Origin of the sequence: Lysinibacillus xylanilyticus, from assembly GCF_001708185.1 — a bacterium.
Classification (GTDB): Bacteria; Bacillota; Bacilli; order Bacillales_A; family Planococcaceae; genus Lysinibacillus; species Lysinibacillus xylanilyticus_A.
On record NZ_MDDN01000002.1, the window covers coordinates 396,193 to 415,110 of the forward strand.

Below are 18,918 nucleotides of genomic sequence, written 5' to 3' on the forward strand. Positions count from 1 at the left end.
TTTAGTTTCATATTTTAACCACTAAGTAGTACATTTGAAGGAATTCTCTGTTAGTTAAGCAAAGTATTTTTGATTATGCAAAAAAAAAAAAAGACACCTACTTGTGACGATGCCTTTTTGGAATGAAACTAGTATTTGATTTTGAGAGTATCCCCCTCGACATAAACTCCCTCGGAACGGGAAATCGGCAGCTTTTGCTCCGCTGAGAAGCCGATCGTTTCTCCATCCCTTAAAGTGACGTTTTCATCTACAATATATCCTGAAATAGTAATCAAAAAGTCACGCATCTCTTCAGGGGATGCTTGGCTGTCCAGGATTTCAATTTCATCCTTGCCAAAGGCTTTTAGCCCATAGGTATATCCATCGACCCCGGCTTCTGTTCCGACTAGGCCGAAATAAACCAGATTCAGTAAAGGGAACATGTCGTCATCCTTCATCATTTCAGCCATATCTAGATAAAGTTCAGGCTGAAATACAGTGCCGCATGTATAGATCCCTATTGCGTTAGGAAGCTTTAGGCAACTGGCCGCCAGCTTGGTATATAGCCTGCCGCTGTCTAGCGGGGAGCCCGAGCGTGTAAATACAGCCAGAATGATTTGAGCTACATGTGTTTGGGTAACCTCCACGGCTTCTTTCCACAGATAGTTTCCCTGTGCATAAAACTCAGCCTCACCATCCGGTACGGGAGCATCGACAAAACTTACCGCTAACATGGAGTCGTCCACTTCAAAGACCAAAGTTCCTTCATTTGTTTCTTCGGCGTTTTCCTCATCCTCTCCTGACGAGCAGGAGATGTTCCAATCATTGAAAAGGTTGGCTTTGATCTGATCAATATCACATTCTGCGGAGTTAAGCAAAACGAACCCGTTAAAAATATCAGAACCATTGTCTTGCGTTTCTGCCTCATCCTCCATGGATTGGGCAGCTTCATATGCTGCAGCCTGCTGCATCCAATATTCTCGGATTAATTCTACCATCTTTACAGCTTCTTGCTCTGCAGTCGCAGGGGCATAAGGTTGCATCTCGCTGAATATATGGCCGCAATGCTCGATGTCAGACGGATCCTCATAGCCTCCACATACGCCAAGGAGCCATTTTCCAAGCATTGCTTTTTTATACCTGAATATATAGTAGTGCATATCATGTAAATCAAACTCTCCAGCAATTTCTATTTTGCTAGGTTCTCTCCCGAGTTCGCGTTCATCCGCAAGCCAGTCAATCATGGATTGCATCGCTGCTTGTTGTTGAGCTGTCATTAATTTCTCCCCTTTATGAATGTATTATTCTACCATTATTATACCAGCTTTTATGGCAAGAAATAGTGAAGCAAGGATTATTCCTCCTATGGTAGATTACTCCTATTTCTATTATAGGAAGTCGTTCATCAATTATTGAGTGCTGGGATAAGTAGCAATATAATCCCGACTTTTTGGTCATAAAAAAATCCTCCATTCAATTGAATTGGAAGATAATTTCGGTACTATATTCACGTAATTTTAGGAGTAATAATAAAGGGATTCTACGTCAGTGACCGAATCCCCATTCTTTTCAATGGTTTGCATTTGTAGTTCTAACGGTGAAATTTTGTAGATGTTCAGAGCTAATACTATATGAAACAACCTTCTTCTTGTACTTCTTGACTACATCAACGCGATTGTCGTAACTAAAAACAAAGAAATTAACATCTTTTTTGCCTCTTTTTACATTCATGATAAATGGAGTAACATTAGTCTCTGGCTGTAAAAATAATTTTTCATTACCTGGAAATATATAGTGTTTTTTCAAGAATGAAGCTTTATTAAAATAGTTTGTAAATCTATTTTTTTCTTCCTCTTCTAAATTCTTTCCATTAAATGTTACCGTAACATCTTTTGAATCAAGTTTTTTATGAAGTTCAAATTTACTTACACCCCATCCCACAACTATACTGGGAGGGCTCGTTAACAATTTAATAATAGATCCAATCACTATCGTAATAATCAAACCTGTTGTCATACCATACCAACTCTTTCAAAAATTTTATCATTTTAGTAGCAATTACTATATTACTATATTTTTACCTATATTGCACATTATTTTGTAAAAATCAGGTGTGTTGAGTAACCATTTTTATACATCCAATTAATTCGAAGAGGCTGATTTCCGCTACGGGCTACTCGCTTTCCTGCGGGAGTCGGGTAGCCCTACGCTACAATCAGTTAAAATGGGCATATATTTGCAAAATAGCAACAAAAAAATCCTTTTTTTCGCGCAATAATAAACCTATTTTTTCCCAATCAACACGCCTGATAAAAAATAATTAGAAATTAGGCTATATCGATGTTTTATCATCCACCTCTCAATGATAAGGGATTTATATTTTTTATAACCATCCAATTCGATGCTTTTTTGACCATCCATTTATCTTAGGGATAAGACCCAATCTAACACATTTTTAGTCATCCAACTGTCTATAAACTATTAAGCGCTTCTGCAAACCTTTTGATTCCTTCATCTATTGAATCTTCATCTTCCTTTGCGAAAGTAAAACGAACAAATCCATCTTTGGATCCCAGTGTAGAACCAGGAACATAAATGACGCCTCTTTTAATGGATTCTTCAAGCAATTGGATTTCATTATAATTTTTAAGTATTTGACACCATATATGAATACCACCTTGAGGGATAGAATATTCCACCAGATCTTTTAAATAAGTATCAAGGCTTCTTATAATTTTATCTCTCCTTTTTTCTAATTCCTTAACCAAACTTTTTATATGAATATGAAAATTTTCTGATTCTAAAAAATCATTCGCTATCCATTGTGTATAGCTAGAATGACCGAAGTCAACTTGTTGTTTTGCATCCGATAATCTTTCAATGACCGATGTTGGGCCAATAATCCACCCTATTCTTAATCCTGAGGCAACAATTTTGGACAAAGAACTTATGTATAATACGTTTCCATTCCTATCCATTGATTTAAGGGTAGAGATTTTCTCTCCCGAAAAAGCTGTTAAACTATACGGATCATCTTCTACTACTGGAATTCCAAACTTTGAGGATATGTCTAAAATCTCTTCTTTTTTCTTTTTATTCAATAAAGAGCCCGTTGGATTTTGAAAATATGGATTTAAAAAAATCATTTTAATTCGGTGTTTTTTATATAATGACAGCAAATCTTCCGGGTTCATTCCATCCTTATCGACAGGTAGATAATGTACTTTTATACCTGCCGATTTGAAAATTGGAAGATTATAATTGTAGGAAGGATCTTCTATTGCTATTGCATCTCCAGGCTTTAACAAACATTGTACAATTAAATGTAATGCTTGTTGCGCTCCTGATGTTATCAGTATTGAAGAAGGTTTAGTTTCGATTCCCCGACTTTTTTTTACGTGTTTTGTAAGGGTATTTCTAAGGATTTCATTCCCCAGTGGATGATCGTATCCTAAGCTTCCAATAAAAGAACGTGTTGAAGTTATCTCGCTTAAAAAGCTTTTTGGGAAAAGTTCTTCTGACAATTCACCGGAAGCTAAATTTATTAATTTATGTTCAACAGCTTCTTTTCTTATTTTTTGCGTTACAGGTTGACTAGGTAAAAAAGAACCCGCCTCAATATACCTATTCCAACTAGGTATCCGTTTTTTTGTTATACCCCATATATCTTTACTAATGGTAGTACCGCGTCCTCTATTTCTTTCAATTAGCCCCATCGATTCTAATTCGTCATATGCATTAACGACAGTACTTCTATTTACACTTAGAGCACTTGCTAAATATCTCTCTGATGGTAATGGTTTATCAGGTGGAAATGTACCATCTGCAATTCCCTTTTCAATATATTCTGCGAGTTGTTTATAAATAGCTTTTTTCGCTTGTCTATCAGGTTTCCAATCCAACTATACTCACCTCATTAGTTCCTTCAAACTTGCTCTTTCTTCTTTAGCAGTGTTATTTCAGGTAAAAGATTATATATTAATATTATTTCAATTGTATTTAACCATCCACTTCATTGTTATTCTAGCCATCCACTAAAATAATCAATCCTCATTTTCCATTTTATATCCAATGTTACAATAAGCGTGAAATAAACTCCTATTTCATAGAAAAAAAGCAGAATTTAACTCTGCTTTTCTACTGGAATACCAAAGACTTGGAATATATAATCTTTCTCTTGTTCTTTTGTAGTAATACCAGTGGCTATACCACCTTCTTTTGTTCCTTGAATAAACCACATATCATTATGGTCTTTGTCAACCGACTTAAAATCACCTTGTTTCCAACGATTTAAAATTTCTAAATATTTTTCACTATGTTCGTATCCATCTTTATTTTCCTCTACAATTTGCAGTAAAGTCTCAATTCTTTTTCGTAGTAATCATAATTGATGATTCTTTCTCATCAGCAATGATCTTCTGATGTGACATTTCTTGAATAACTTCTTGCATTAGATTATCAATAAAGGGTTCATCTCCACTCTTCCATTCATCAAACCTTTTGGAATACGTAGTGTTTTCCCAACCAAAATTCGTATCCACTGTCGATACAAACTCTTTCTTATCATCTTCTTTTGAAATTGATTGACCGCTATCTAATTCACTCTCGACGCTATTAGAAGTTTCGTTTTCATAGTTCTTTTTCATAATCAAAAACGTACCACTTATACTCAATAATGCTGTTAAAACAACTATACCTAAAATATGAATCCGCTTCATTTTTTTAACACATTCATTAATTTTACCATTAAATTTCCATATATACTTTTCTCTGTAAACATCAGCACAAAAAACAGAAGTCTCCAGCTATACAAGATACCTTTTTTCATAAAAAGTTTTATTCAAGTTCATATTTGTGGTGACAAAACTCTCTAGCTTGATTTTAAGATTATCGTTCAAGTTATACCAAAAAGCCTTAACCCCGTTTTTAGACGTCTGGATTTCCTTGACCTTGATTCGCCATTCCAGTAGCAGGGCAGCACAAAAAAAAGGCGTTTGAAACCTGCGAATAATAGGGGTTTTGTGTATTTTTCTTAATTCCTATGTATGAAGAAATTTCAAACAAACATAGGCAATAATCGCTGCGAACAGTTTAGATTGAATACGGCATTTTTGGTTACCTCGAATAGTACAAGCACGTTCGAGTTTTGTTTATTCCAATGAAAAAAATCCTAATCGCCCAACGAGACTTATACATGTTGGTATTTTCTTCAGCAGTGATATCGATTAAACTTGTCACGACAAGTATTTCTTTACCCTCAAGTTCCATGAATTGAACGACACCTTGCGCTTTTTCGTTTATTTTTTCGGTGTCCAAAGAAATTCTTTTTTATAAAAAATCAAAGCTGGTGAAATTTTACTCGTCGTAAAATTTCACCAGCTTATTAGATTTCAGAAATTGGTTTTGTCCCAACTTCTTGACACTTACTGATGAAGAAAATAAATAGATGGCTTCGAACATACCTTAAAGTATGCTCAAGCTTGTTTCCTTTATATCAGTAATTAGCATATGACCCGGTGCATGGGTAATTATAATAGAAGGTTTACTTTCCATTGCTACTGCCTGAGGGGTTACGCCACAAGCCCAAAATACTGGTATTTCCCCTGGCTTAATGGACACGGAATCACCGAAATCTGGTTTTGAAATATCCGTAATCCCTATTTGTTCTGGACTACCAATATGAATTGGTGCACCGTGTACATTTGGAAAACGCGAAGTAATTTGAATTGCACGAATCGCATCCTCTGGTGTCATAGGGCGCATACTGACAACAGTTGGTCCTTCAAACACACCTGCTTTTTCACACGCGATATTTGTTTTATACATTGGCACATTACAGTTTTCTTGAATATGTCTTATTGGAATACCCGCTTCCAGAAGAGGTGTTTCAAATGTAAAGCTACACCCTATTAAAAAAACTACCATATCCTCTTCCCAATAATCTGTAATATCTAATACTTCTTCAGTTAAAATACCATCCCGATAAATACGATATTTCGGAATGTCCTTGCGAATATCTGCATTTTTAGCAATTTTTGAAGGTATAAATGATCCAGGTTCTGTCACATCTAATAATGGGCATGGCTTTGGATTGCGATGACAAAATAGTAGAAAGTCAAAGGCATGCTCCTTCTTCAAAATCACTAAATTTGCTTGTGTAAACCCAATAGACATGCCAGAAGTTGGTCCAGAAATTTCTTGATTACGAATAAGTTTACGGATTTCATTCGGCTCTAAAGCACTATATGTTGTCATCATCAATTCACTCCTTATAAATGAACCATCCATGAAAAGATGCTCATGGATGGATGGTTGGTTGGTTGTTAGATTAACTAAAAATTTTCGGAATTTCTTCAATAAATGTAATAATGCTGAGACATCCCATAATAAGTACCACAATTGCTCCAGTTACAGTTAACCAACGTGGATGCTTATATGTGCCAACAATATCTTTTTTGTGTGCAGCAACTAATATAATGCCAAGTGATAATGGTAAAATCAGTGCATTTAATGCACCTACCAAAATTAACACATTAACAGGCTTACCAACCAAGGCAAAAGTTGCTGTTGAAATGACGATAAATGCTATAATCACCCAATTATGATATTTATCAATGTTAGGGTGGAATGAACGAATAAATGAAACGGATGTATAAGCTGCACCTACAACAGAAGTAATCGCTGCAGCCCACATAATCATACCAAACATACGATAACCAATATTACCCGCAGCTAGTTGGAAAACAGATGCAGGTGGATTGGCAGGATCAATGACTAAACCTTTCGAAACAACACCAAGGACCGCTAAAAATAAAGCAATACGCATTACGCCAGTAATCAAAATCCCTGTCACAGAGCTTTTTGTTACTTCTGACAAGGATTCTTGTCCTTTGATGCCAGCGTCCAAAAGGCGGTGACCACCAGCAAAAGTAATGTAACCTCCAACTGATCCACCCACCAAAGTTACAATCGCAAACCAGCTAATTTCTTTAGGCCAAACAGTGTTCACAATCGCTTCTCCCACAGGTGGTGACGTTTTAAAAGCAACGAATAGCATGAGTAGAATCATGACACCGCCAGCAATTTGCGCAACCTTGTCCATTGCCTTCCCTGCTTCTTTATAGATAAATATAAAAATAGCAAAAAGTGCACTTACAATGGCACCTATAATTGGGTCTACGCCAAGCATTGCATTTAACCCTAATCCAGCTCCAGCAACGTTACCAATATTGAATGCTAAACCACCTATAACAATCATAATTGCAAGGAGAACACCTAATCCAGGTAACACCTTGTTGGCAATTTCTTGCCCTCGCAAGCCAGAAACAGCAATGATTCGCCAAACGTTTACCTGTGCGACAATATCTAGAATTAATGAAATTAAAATGACAAATCCAAAGCTAGCCGCTAATTGCTGTGTAAATACTGTCGTTTGTGTTAAAAATCCTGGTCCGATAGATGAAGTTGCCATTAAAAAGGCTGCTCCTATTAACACACTTTTACTTGCTGTTTTCTTAACAAATTTCCCTTTTTTCTCTTGCTCGATCGCTGCTTCATTAACTTCCGTTTTTTTTGCTACCATTGACTTACCCCTCCTTGATTGCACGTACTGATATTTGATGTTCTGCTAATCTTGAATGAATATATTTTGCAAACTCTATAGCATGTTCCCCGTCCCCATGAATACAAATAGTATTTGCGTGTAATGGGATTTCGATTTGCTGTTGTGACAGCACAATTCCTTCTTTCACCATGCGCACAACCTGATTCACAGCTTGTTCCTTATCGGTAATCAATGCATCCGGTTGGTTACGAGATGTTAAAGAACCATCCTTCTGATAGGTACGATCTGCAAACACTTCATGAGCTGTTTGAAGCCCTACTTTTTCTCCGGCTTTTGTTAATTCACTACCTGAGAGACCGAATAACACAAGTGAAGGTGAAATATCATAAATGGCTTGTGCAATTGCCTCAGCAATCGCTGGATTTTTAGCAGCCATATTATAAAGTGCTCCATGCGGCTTAACATGCTGCATGGTTTCATTGTAAGTCGTTAGAAAACCTTGCAATGCTCCAACTTGATAAATAACCATATCATAGGCTTCCTGTGGTGTGATGTTCATCTCACGTCGTCCAAAGCCATTTAAATCCGGTAATCCTGGATGTGCCCCGATTTTCACACCATTAGCAATGGCTAGCTTAACTGTCTCTCGCATGACTGTTGGATCTCCAGCATGGAATCCACAAGCAATATTAGCAGAGGTTACATATTTTAAGATTTCTTCTTGCTCTCCAAGTCGATAACGACCAAAACTTTCCCCTAAATCACAGTTTAAATCAACTCGAAACATCTTCTTCCCCCCGTTTTCTTCCCACTAAAGTAATTATAATGAATACGTTTACAACTTTTTTGTACCGATATTCGGAACTTGAGTTTTGAAATTTAAAAAAATCTTAACATATTTTATAATTGCTGAAAAGTATAAATTTATAATTTTGAGAAAGAATATTTTTTTTAAAATTTTCATTCAAATTAAACTTGTTTTTGTTTATTGTTTAAATATAATTATAATAATCCGTTATTTAAAACTTATATACCGAATTACGAAACTTCAGGGAGATGGTTTTTATGCTGAATTTAAAAGAGAATGTACAGATAAGACCTTTGAGCGATTCTGCACTAGTTATACATGTAGGTGAAGGAATCAGTGAGGCAATTCACAATAAAGTTAAAAATATATTAAATTTATTAGAGAGAAATCCATTTGAAGGATTCATCGAGGTTGTGCCTGCCTATAATAATGTGACAGTTTATTACAATCCGATTGAAGTATACTTTTCAAATATAGAAAAAGGAGGCGAAATGCCTTACGAAAAGGTGAAAGCTACAATTCTTTCTTTATTGAATCAATCTCACATAGTTGAAACAACGAAGGAGCGTGTCGTAAAAATCCCTGTAGTATATGGTGGTGAAATGGGACCCGATTTAGAATTTGTAGCCTCTTATCATGGTTTAACACCTAATGAAGTCATTAAAATTCACTCTTCTGTAGAATATCTTGTGTACATGATAGGCTTTGCTCCAGGTTTTCCGTTTATGGGAGGAATGGATAGACAAATTGCAACACCTCGTAAAGAAACTCCACGGTTATCGATTACTCCGGGATCAGTTGGAATTGCGGGCAATCAAACAGGGATTTACCCATTAGAAACTCCAGGTGGATGGCAAATCATCGGACGAACACCTTCTCGTTTGTTTCTACCTGAACAATCTCCTCCAACTTTATTACAACCGGGTGATCGAATTCAGTTTGTACCAATTTCGTTGGAAGAATATAAGAGCGAATGGGAGATGGAAACATGGGCATAAAGGTATTACAGCCAGGTATGCTGGCAACCATTCAAGACCTAGGAAGATATGGGCTACAAAAGTTTGGTGTGATCGTCGGAGGAGCAATGGATTCAATTTCCTTACGAATTGCGAATTTACTTGTTGGAAATTCGGAAGGAGAAGGCGCTCTTGAGGTGACACTTTATGGAACAACCCTTTTATTTGAAACTGATGAACTGATCGCAATTACAGGTGGCAATTTACAACCTACAATAGACGGAAAAGAAGCACCAATGTGGCGACCACTTTTGATTCAAAAAGGATCTGTTTTAAAATTTAAAACTGCGATTAGTGGTTGTCGAGCCTACGTATCGTTTAGTGGCGGAATTCAAGTGCCAAAAGTGATGAGCAGTAAAAGCACCTACATACGTGCTGGAATTGGAGGATTTCAAGGTAGAAAATTGCTGAAGAATGATGTCTTTGAATTAGATAGACGATCAGAGTTAGGCGAGGATCTTTTCAAACTATTAAAAAAAGAACCAACGAACCTTTCTTGGTCAGCTGATTACACATCCTTTGTTACATTTAAAAAAACGCAAACAATCCGCTTTATAAGAGGCTCTGAGTATCAGCATTTCGATGAGGAGAGTTTACAAAAATTCCTTTCAACGCCTTACACCATCACAACACACGCTGATCGAATGGGCTATCGATTAGAAGGAGAGGCTATTCAATTAAAAGAGCCATTTGAATTATTATCCGAAGGGGTTACATTTGGAACGATTCAAGTGCCCGCCAATGGGCAACCTATTATTTTAATGGCAGATCGTCAAACAACTGGTGGATATCCTAAAATAGGACAAGTGATTTCTGCCGATTTACCATCATTAGCACAAATGCAAACAAATGGTCGAGTCTATTTTAAAGAGGTCACTCTTGAAGAAGCTCAATTGGCATTAATACATCAAGAAAGAAAACGAAATGAATTAGCATTTGGACTCCATTTAAAAAGGTTATAGAAGCATTAGAGGCAATTCAATTGTCCAAAATTCGATCATTTAGATAGTAATGTTTTCAGTTAGCAATTTCAGCGCAAAATGGGTAATCTCAAATGACTTTTGAGACTACCCATTTTTTAAAGCTGTTCATACCCCAATTGTTTAGAAATCTCTGCGGTAGCCTTCTTAAGTTTATCAACGAAGATTTCAACGTTTTCCCCTTGATAATTGGTTTCTAGTCCCGCAATACTCATTGCTGCAACGACTTCTCCTTTATGATCGTAAATCGGTGCTGCAACAGCAGATGTATAATTTTCTAATTCTGAATGGCTGATTGTATAACCAAGTTCTCTAGCCTGCACAATCGTTTCAAAAAGCCTTTCCTTATCTGTAATCGTCCCCATTGCAAATGATTTAAGTTCTACCGATTCGAGATATTCCTTTATTTCTGCATCCGGTAAAAAGGATAATACAGCACGAGGGCATGCCCCTGCATAAAGAGGACTTTTTCTACCAATTGCAGTGTAGAGTCGAACTTTTTGCTTCGTATCTATTTTCTCGATATAAACAGCATCATCACCATCACGAACGATTAAATTAATCGCTTCTTTTACATCATTATGTAACTCATTCATAATTGGATCTGCAATTTTTCGCACATCTAGGCGCATTGATACTAGATGTCCAAATTTAAGGAAGAGAATACCTAACCTATATTTTGCATCAGCTCCCTTTTCTAAAAAATCCATTTCCTCGAAAGATTTCAACATGCGGAAAGCAGAGGTTTTAGGGATTCCTGATAACTCAATTACTTCTTGAAATGACAGTTCAGCATGATCGATAAATAGATTTAAAATATCCATTGAACGGACAACCGTTTTATTATTATTTGGCAATTTAAGTTTCCCCCCTTCTATACTAGATTTAATCTAATCATAATTTTTCTTTTCTAATTAATAATTATACCTAACATCTTACTATTTTTATATACCCTGTAAATCAGGTTGACAAAGACATAAAAAACAGGAGCAGAGAATGGTTGCTTTGCTTCCATACTCTTTACCCCTGCTTGTTATTCTTATTTTGATTCCCTCGATTACTATGCTAGTTAAAAAATGCGGATATTCTATTTTTGTCCTACGCTCTGACGTTTTTCCTTAAATAAAATCACTCCAATCAAACCAACGATGGAGAAGATCACTGGCGTGATGAAACCATAGTAATATCCATCAAATAGATTTCCTGAAGTTGATTGAAAATGATCCAATATATATCCAAAAATGATGGGAAGCAATACAGCACTTAGAAAGCCGCCCGTATTCGCAATCCCCGAAACAATTCCAGATTCTTCTAGACTAAAAGATTGACGTACAGCTGCAAAGGTTAATGCACTTGCCCCATATCCAAAGCCTATGATAAAGAAAATAATAATTAGAAAGTAAAAGGAAGGATGCCCATTACATAAAAGGAAGGAAAACCATCCTAATAAAACAATGATATGAACGACAATATACGGTCTTTTAATTGTTTCTAACCGACTTGAAATCCAACTAGCTAGAGGTGCTCCAATAAGTGCCCCGATAAGACCGATCATAATCAGCTGGCTGGCATCTGAACGAGTCATTTCATACATATTCATCCCATATGGTACTGCCCACGAACTGATAAACCCTACATAACCGCCGACTACCCCAAAATGGCAAAAGAATAGGGCCCATGCTTGCGGATTTGAAAATATTCTTCGTAGTAAAACTGATGTTTTTTCACGTTGCACTTTTGCTGTATCAACTACTTGCTCATCCCCGAAAATTTGTTTTGTTTTTTTCACAAGTACAAAATAAAGGAGGATGCCACATAAACATAAGAGTAGTCCTACTGAGAAAAATGTTACCCTCCAACCAAATAAAAGTATCCATGTGGAGAAAGGTACTGTCGCCAATAAGAAACCAAGACTTCCAGTCATGCCCGCCAGGCCAATTAATCGAACAAATTCCTTTGTATGAAACCATTGGGCCAAAATTAGCACCATGTTAACCCATATGGTCGCATCCCCTACCCCAGTTAGTATTCTGGCAAAAAACAGGACGAATTCATGTGTACTTAGACTATAAATGATTGTACCTAAACCTGTAAGAGTAGCACCAATAATTAGAAAAAAATTTGGCCCAAATCGATCAGCTAAAATCCCCATCGGAATTTGCAAACTCGTGTAGACAAAAAATTGTATACTCGTCAATAACCCAATCGTTGATGCTGTTACATTAAAATCTCGCATCAATTGGTCTGTAATCAATCCTGGGGCGGTTCGTTGACTCGCCATTAACAAATAAGTAAATAATACAGAAACAAATACAACCCATCTATATTTGCTATTTTGTTTGTCCAAAGATTTCTACTCCTATTAGCTTTTACTCTATATATATGAATTACAGGTAACGTTAAAAACCTATTTTTCAAAGTAGTTTTATATATGAATTTGGTTGAAGATGCTTTTAGTTCTCAATGTTCAATATAAAACTTAAATTCTTTCTATTTTAATTTTATTTGCTTCTAATTCATTAAGAGAACTTCCTTATTTAAAAGACTAATTAGAAAACCACCCAACTGGCTTGGCTTTAAAGCTAATATTAACTTGCTTCTGTTCCGAAAATTCATCAAGACCAAAGACTCCTAAACCTCTTCCAACTCCACTTTGTTTATAACCACCCCATGGGGCTTGCACTGTTGCAACATGAAAACAATTTACCCATGTAATACCGGCCTTTATTTTGCTGACTACGCGCATTGCTTTCTCCAAATCCTGACAAAAGACAGCACCAGCCAACCCAAATACTGTATCATTTGCTAAAGTAATTACTTCTTCTTCATCTTTAAATTTTTGAACGACTAAAACAGGACCGAAGATTTCTTCTTGTACAATTCTCATATCCGGAGTAGTGTTGATAAAAATAGTAGGTTCAACAAAAAAGCCGTTTTCAAACCCGTTCGCTACAATTCTATTTCCTCCACAAGCAAGTGTTGCACCTTCCTGTATCCCTATTTCAATATAGTTTAATACCTTTTGCATATGTGCTTCACTTACAAGCGGCCCCATTTCACTTGTAGGCTTATTTCCATGACCAACGACAATCTTCTTTGCACGCTCTATCAGTCTTTCAATAAATTGATCGTGAATGCTTTCTTCAATTAAGAGACGGGAAGCTGCTGTGCACACTTGACCACTATTAAAGAAGAGATTAAATAGTGCATTATCTACTGCAATTTCTATGTCATTATCAGCGAATACAATGTTAGGAGATTTTCCTCCTAATTCTAAGGTGATTTTCTTTGTCTGTTCTGCAGCAACACGCATAATATTCTGACCTGTTTTCGTTCCACCAATAAAAGCCACTTTATCTACTAAATTATTTTCGACCATTTCACTACCAACAGAACTTCCAGCTCCCATTACTAGATTAGCGACTCCTGCTGGTACACCAGCCTTTTCTATAATTTCAAAGAGTTTAACAGCAGTAATCGGTGTAACTTCTGATGGTTTTAGTATAAAAGTATTGCCAGCCGCTAACGCCGGAGCAATCTGCCATGCCGCCATAAGGAGGGGGAAATTCCATGGAACAATAAGACTACACACGCCGATAGGTTCACGAATGACGATTGTTTGAACTGAATCGCCTACATTATATATTTCGCCTTCTGATTGAGTAATAAGACTTGCATAGTATCGGAAACACTCAATTGCATTTTGAACATCTGTTTTTGCAGCAAGTAACATTTTTCCACTATTTAATGTTTCTAGCATTGCTAAATCATCTGCCTCTTCTTCCAACAGATTTGCGATTTTATGCAAATACTTTGCACGAGTTTTAAAAGGGAGTTGTGACCAAATTCCACTATTGAAAGTACTACGTGCTACTGAGATTGCATATTGTGCATCCTCAGCAGTACCGTCAGCTACTACTGCAAGTAGCTCACCATTTGCAGGATTTTTCACTTCTCTTTTTTCTTTAGAAATTGAAGTAATCCATTTACCATCAATATACATCCTAAGTTCCAACATTTATCTCTTCTCCTTTTCGCCAGTCGATATAGGAAACGATGATACTTACTAGGAAGCTCTTATATTCTGATTTGATCCTACGGCAATAATTTGATTTTCACTAACTTCTCTAATTAGTAATTCAATATCAGCACGACGTTATTTCATTCTTTTAACTCAATTTCTAAACAGCAAAACAAGGAGGATCTCGGTATTGCATGAATGTTCTGTCAACACAACATTTGTTAGGCTTAACTTTTAAAATTTCCTAACACAAAAATCTTGTTAAAACATTCTTTTCAAGTTATACGAAATGTTATGCTAAACTTTTACTAGAGCTTCATTTTTGTATAAAATTTGTCCATCTATAATCGTCATCTCTACTTTTAAATCTTTTATACTATTATTGTTTTGACTTAGAATACTATTATCTAATACTACTAAATCTGCTAATTTCCCTACCTCTAAGCTACCTTTAATATCTTCTTCGAAACTCGCATATGCTCCATTGATCGTATATATTTTTATAGCTTCCAATATTGTAACTTTTTGATTCACTCCAATTTCAGAATTACTGCTACTTACTCGATTGACTGCTGTATGAATGCCTATTAGAGGATTATAATCCGTAACTGGTGCATCAGAACCACCTGCACATATAATACCTTTATCAATGAAGTCACGTACTGGATACATATAATTAACTCTTTCCCCATAATTCTTCACATAAATATCTCCAAATTCAAACGGGAAAGGTGGATTTGGAATTGGAATAACACCAAGGTTCTTCATTCTATCTTGTAAATCTGGTGTAGAAATTCCCGCATGCTCAATTCGATGGCGATGATCTTCTCTTGGGTGCTCATTAAGCGCTTTTTCTACACAATTCAAATACATTTCAATTGCTCGATCCCCCTGAGCATGTACTGTTATTTGATAGCCTTTTTTATGAGCTTCACCTAATACACGATAGATTTCATCTTCACTATAGTAAAGAATTCCATGATCATTTGGATTACTTGCATATGGCTCTCTTGTTGCAATAGTAGGACCTGTACTACTTCCATCCGTAAATATTTTAGCTGGACCAATTTTAAAGCGTTCATCACCCGTACCTGTTAGTACCCCTGCAGATAGCATTTTCCCTACAAATTCATGTGAATTATTTAAAGTACAAATGATTGCATAAACACGAACAGCAATATCCTTATTTTTTACTGCTTCCTGTAAAAGACGATAAGTATCTGTATCAGAAACACCTGCTTCATGGACACTAGTAATACCGGCTTGAACAAAATGATCAGAGGCTATTTTCATCGCTTGTCTTAACTCACCCTCTGAATATTTAGCAATTTCATTCATTCGCATATTCGCTTTTTCAATTAATTTACCTGTTAATGCACCATTAGCATCTCGCTCAATTACTCCCCCATCAGGATTGCTTGTATAAACATCAATTTCGGCTAATTCTAATGCTTTACTGTTTACAATAGAAATATGACCACAAGTACGAGTAATCATAATCGGATGTTCTGAAGAAATTTCATCTAGCTCCTTAATAGATAAGTAACGCTTTTCTTTTATTGTCGTTTCATTAAAGCCCCACGCTCGAATCCATTGACCTTTAGGAACAGTTTGAACTTTTTTTCGTAATTCCAGTTTTATGTCCTCATTTGAAGTAATATTTTGAGCCTTGCAACTGATAGCTAGTTGGTTTAATCCATACATAACTAAATGAATATGAGCATCTATAAACCCTGGGAGCAATGATTTTCCGCACAAATCAATAACTTCTGTTTTACTGTCTATCAGTTGCTGTACCTCTAAGGTAGAACCTACAAAAATAATACGATTTTCCTTAACTGCAACAGCTTCTTCAATTCGAGAATCCGCATCCATTGTAATCACTTCACCATTTATAAATACTAAATCTGCTTTCATTTGTTACATCCTCCTTCGACTCTTTGAATTAATCTAATAAATATGATTCTATTATGATAGAACATTTTTTCCTAAATCATCATTTTGCAAAACGGTACTTTTTCTAGTAAAAGCACTCATCCAAGCATGACTAGACTAAAAAATGCAGTAGAAGCTAACTGAATAATGAGACTATAGGACATAATATTTAAAAGCGCTATCCTTTTGCAACAATCACTTTTTAAAATTTTGTGTTAATCCAGCTGCACTAGACATAAGCATGCCGGAAGTTGGAACCAACGCAATTAATAAACCAGCTGCACCAATAATTCCTATAATCCATGGAATCAAATGTTTTTATTGCTAAATGTAACAGAGATAAATCTCCATTTTCTAAACCAGGTGTAATAATAGCCCCTGAAAAAACAATGAAGAATTGTATAGAAAGGTAGAGTAATTTTTTGCGAAGATTTTTTTCATTTTTTGCAGATAGAATAACCATGAAGCCACGCGGAAGAATATAAAAACCAATAGCCTAATTAAAACAGTAGAAATAAACCAGGAATTAAACAAACCTTGATTGCCAATCACATCAAAAACCAATTTCAATGATGGATGTATAGCCGTTGTTAAGTAACTCATGTGTCCATCAGCACATAATCAGCCATTACACTAGCTTCCAAAGAACGTATAATAATATAAGTTTTTGTTGACTAATAAAATCACTGTATCTAATGTCCGTGAATGTTAAATGTTGGGTAAATCTTAGATGAAGTCATTAAAAAAATCATTAAACCGTACAAATAGATCATTATAAAATTACCTCTTTACAAATATTGTATAAAGGATATTGACGATCATAAGCAAAATGACTGTAGCCAAATTCATTATTTAATCGAGGTTGTCTACCGCCTGAGCTAGTTAAAATAAACCCCTTATACATTCACCACTTATTAACAACCGTAACACCCATATTTGCATAAGTCCCCATGGATTCAATTACACTTCCCGCTTCTTCTATAGATATTGTTTGAGTTACTAAATCTTTAGGACTTAATATCCCATTTTCAATCATTCGTAACATTTGAGGAAATCTTGGTGCTTGCATACCATAAGAGCCAACAATCTGTATTTCATTAATGACCATAAGATCAATAGGAACGGGGATCATCCCTTTTTCATTACTGGTTGTTAATCCTATTTGTAAATGGCGCCCTCTTTTAGCTAAGCTATTTATAGCTGATTGACAAGTTTCAGTTATTCCAAGAGCATCCACCGACACGTGAGCACCGCCTTTTGTTAATTCTTTAATCAACTCAGCAGCATTTTCTTTTTTGGAATTGACTGTGGCTACAGCACCTAATTTCTTTGCAAAAGCTAATTTTTCATCATTAATATCAACTGCTATAGCGTGTGCTCCTAGTGCTGTAATAATTTGAATTGCAGAAAGGCCAACTCCCCCACAACCATGGACAGCAACCCATTCCCCCGGTCTTACCTGTGCTTGATCAGTAACCCCGTGAAATGCCGTCATAAATCGACATCCAATACCAGCTGCCTCAACAAAGTCAATATTTTCCGGTAAAATTACTAGATTGGTATCAGCATTAGGGATATGAACAAATTTTCCGTATCCACCCCAAATGGTGATTCCAGGTAACGTAATGTTATCGCAAACATTATGGTGTCCAGCTTGACACATAGGACATGTGCCATCACCTTGAGTAAAAGGAACAATTACTCTGTCGCCTTTCTTGAACCTTGTAACGTCTTTCCCAACATCTTCTACAACACCACAAAACTCATGTCCCATTATATGAGGAAGAGGAGTCTCAACTCCCAACCAATTCCAATGCCCTAACCAGCTGTGCCAATCACTTCTGCAAACTCCGTTAGCTTCAACACGAACAATTACTCCATCTGCTGTGTTCGTTGGATCTGGCATATTTCTAATAACTAATGGCTTGCCGATTTCTTCTAAGACAAGTGCTCTCATAAAATCCCCGCCTTTTATATTTTCTTTACTTTACCAGAAATCAGAATTTTCCATCATCTCTCATATAGTTAAAATAAGAGAGTATTTTTTTTTACATTATGTCCATTGTGAAATCAAAGAGAACAGTTTATCAAGTTTAATGTTACTTTCACTTATTCATAGACTTACTGATGCAGCAATCAGGTCTAAATATACTTGTAGTAGTGCCACCTCTCTTCCCTCACATTGAATCTTACTGCTATCCTAAAACAACAAACGATTAGCTGGTTAGTTCAAAATAACATCAATCTTTAGAAAACAGCCGAAAATTTATTACAAAGCTATAAGGTGTTCGAGTGGGCATACAATCGGCATTCGTTTGCTTCAGTTATTTTCCATTCATTACTGTTACTCGAATTATTTATCTTAATTAAAGTACTACCATCCTCACGTCTCAAAAAAATCAGGGCAGTTCGATACAGAACAGACAAGTACCACATTCGTACCACTTTTATTTGTGTAGAAACTTTTCATTTTATATCCTTTTCTAACGTATTCTCAAAAAAGGAAAAGCGCCTAAAACCCTTGATGTCAAAGGATTTGAAGCGCTTTTCAGTTAGTTCAAACTTATTCTATCTGAACCTTGAAACGTCGTAGGTGAAATGGAGTAGTAGAGTAT

General features: G+C 36.0%; 15 protein-coding genes. 2 read left to right on the forward strand and 13 right to left on the reverse strand.

Annotated features, from left to right (window positions below; all coding sequences use genetic code 11):
- Positions 1 to 128 precede the first annotated feature (128 nt).
- The 8 genes from BFJ97_RS06535 to BFJ97_RS06565 all read right to left on the reverse strand — a co-directional run bounded on the left by BFJ97_RS06535 (position 129) and on the right by BFJ97_RS06565 (position 8,330).
- On the reverse strand, positions 129 to 1,256 hold the full coding sequence (locus tag BFJ97_RS06535) for a DUF4261 domain-containing protein (RefSeq protein ID WP_068983834.1): 1,128 nt from the start codon (positions 1,254 to 1,256) through the stop codon (positions 129 to 131).
- Positions 1,257 to 1,548: 292 nt separating this feature from the next.
- Complete coding sequence (locus BFJ97_RS06540) at positions 1,549 to 1,995, reverse strand: YfmQ family protein (RefSeq protein ID WP_068983835.1); 447 nt, start codon at positions 1,993 to 1,995, stop codon at positions 1,549 to 1,551.
- Between the two features lie 455 nt (positions 1,996 to 2,450).
- Positions 2,451 to 3,881, reverse strand: a complete 1,431-nt coding sequence (locus tag BFJ97_RS06545) for a PLP-dependent aminotransferase family protein (protein ID WP_068983836.1) — start codon at positions 3,879 to 3,881, stop codon at positions 2,451 to 2,453.
- Between the two features lie 221 nt (positions 3,882 to 4,102).
- The gene (locus tag BFJ97_RS25080) at positions 4,103 to 4,345 is read right to left on the reverse strand and encodes a DUF6241 domain-containing protein (protein ID WP_223556119.1); all 243 of its coding nucleotides are present in this window, start codon (positions 4,343 to 4,345) and stop codon (positions 4,103 to 4,105) included.
- Positions 4,341 to 4,697, reverse strand: coding sequence for a hypothetical protein (locus BFJ97_RS06550; protein ID WP_068983837.1), 357 nt, complete (start codon positions 4,695 to 4,697; stop codon positions 4,341 to 4,343). Before BFJ97_RS06550 ends, BFJ97_RS25080 begins: the two co-directional genes overlap by 5 nt.
- A gap of 745 nt (positions 4,698 to 5,442) precedes the next feature.
- On the reverse strand, positions 5,443 to 6,234 hold the full coding sequence (locus BFJ97_RS06555) for a putative hydro-lyase (RefSeq protein ID WP_068984075.1): 792 nt from the start codon (positions 6,232 to 6,234) through the stop codon (positions 5,443 to 5,445).
- Between the two features lie 73 nt (positions 6,235 to 6,307).
- Positions 6,308 to 7,525 (reverse strand): NRAMP family divalent metal transporter, encoded by a 1,218-nt coding sequence (locus tag BFJ97_RS06560; RefSeq protein ID WP_068984076.1) that lies wholly within the window; start codon positions 7,523 to 7,525, stop codon positions 6,308 to 6,310.
- A gap of 40 nt (positions 7,526 to 7,565) precedes the next feature.
- Entirely contained in the window at positions 7,566 to 8,330 is a 765-nt protein-coding gene (locus BFJ97_RS06565) for a LamB/YcsF family protein (RefSeq protein WP_068983838.1), read from the reverse strand.
- 278 nt (positions 8,331 to 8,608) lie between these two features.
- Here BFJ97_RS06565 and pxpB point away from each other — a divergent pair, with 278 nt between their 5' ends.
- Positions 8,609 to 9,349, forward strand: a complete 741-nt coding sequence (gene pxpB / locus BFJ97_RS06570) for a 5-oxoprolinase subunit PxpB (RefSeq protein WP_068983839.1) — start codon at positions 8,609 to 8,611, stop codon at positions 9,347 to 9,349.
- A complete protein-coding gene (locus BFJ97_RS06575) occupies positions 9,340 to 10,329 on the forward strand; it encodes a biotin-dependent carboxyltransferase family protein (protein WP_068983840.1) in 990 nt (329 codons plus the stop codon). Before pxpB ends, BFJ97_RS06575 begins: the two co-directional genes overlap by 10 nt.
- A 116-nt stretch (positions 10,330 to 10,445) precedes the next feature.
- On the opposite strand, the gene BFJ97_RS06580 is transcribed toward BFJ97_RS06575, so the two are convergent.
- From BFJ97_RS06580 to BFJ97_RS06600, 5 genes are all read right to left on the reverse strand, one after another.
- Complete coding sequence (locus BFJ97_RS06580; protein ID WP_139114387.1) at positions 10,446 to 11,204, reverse strand: IclR family transcriptional regulator; 759 nt, start codon at positions 11,202 to 11,204, stop codon at positions 10,446 to 10,448.
- A 230-nt stretch (positions 11,205 to 11,434) separates the two neighbouring features.
- Positions 11,435 to 12,694, reverse strand: a complete 1,260-nt coding sequence (locus tag BFJ97_RS06585; protein ID WP_068983841.1) for an MFS transporter — start codon at positions 12,692 to 12,694, stop codon at positions 11,435 to 11,437.
- Positions 12,695 to 12,892: 198 nt separating this feature from the next.
- Positions 12,893 to 14,365, reverse strand: coding sequence for an aldehyde dehydrogenase family protein (locus BFJ97_RS06590; protein ID WP_068983842.1), 1,473 nt, complete (start codon positions 14,363 to 14,365; stop codon positions 12,893 to 12,895).
- A gap of 300 nt (positions 14,366 to 14,665) precedes the next feature.
- Positions 14,666 to 16,285: an amidohydrolase gene (locus BFJ97_RS06595; protein WP_068983843.1), complete on the reverse strand. Its 1,620-nt coding sequence runs from the start codon at positions 16,283 to 16,285 to the stop codon at positions 14,666 to 14,668.
- Positions 16,286 to 17,207: 922 nt separating this feature from the next.
- The gene (locus BFJ97_RS06600) at positions 17,208 to 18,260 is read right to left on the reverse strand and encodes a zinc-dependent alcohol dehydrogenase family protein (RefSeq protein ID WP_068983844.1); all 1,053 of its coding nucleotides are present in this window, start codon (positions 18,258 to 18,260) and stop codon (positions 17,208 to 17,210) included.
- Positions 18,261 to 18,918 lie beyond the last annotated feature (658 nt).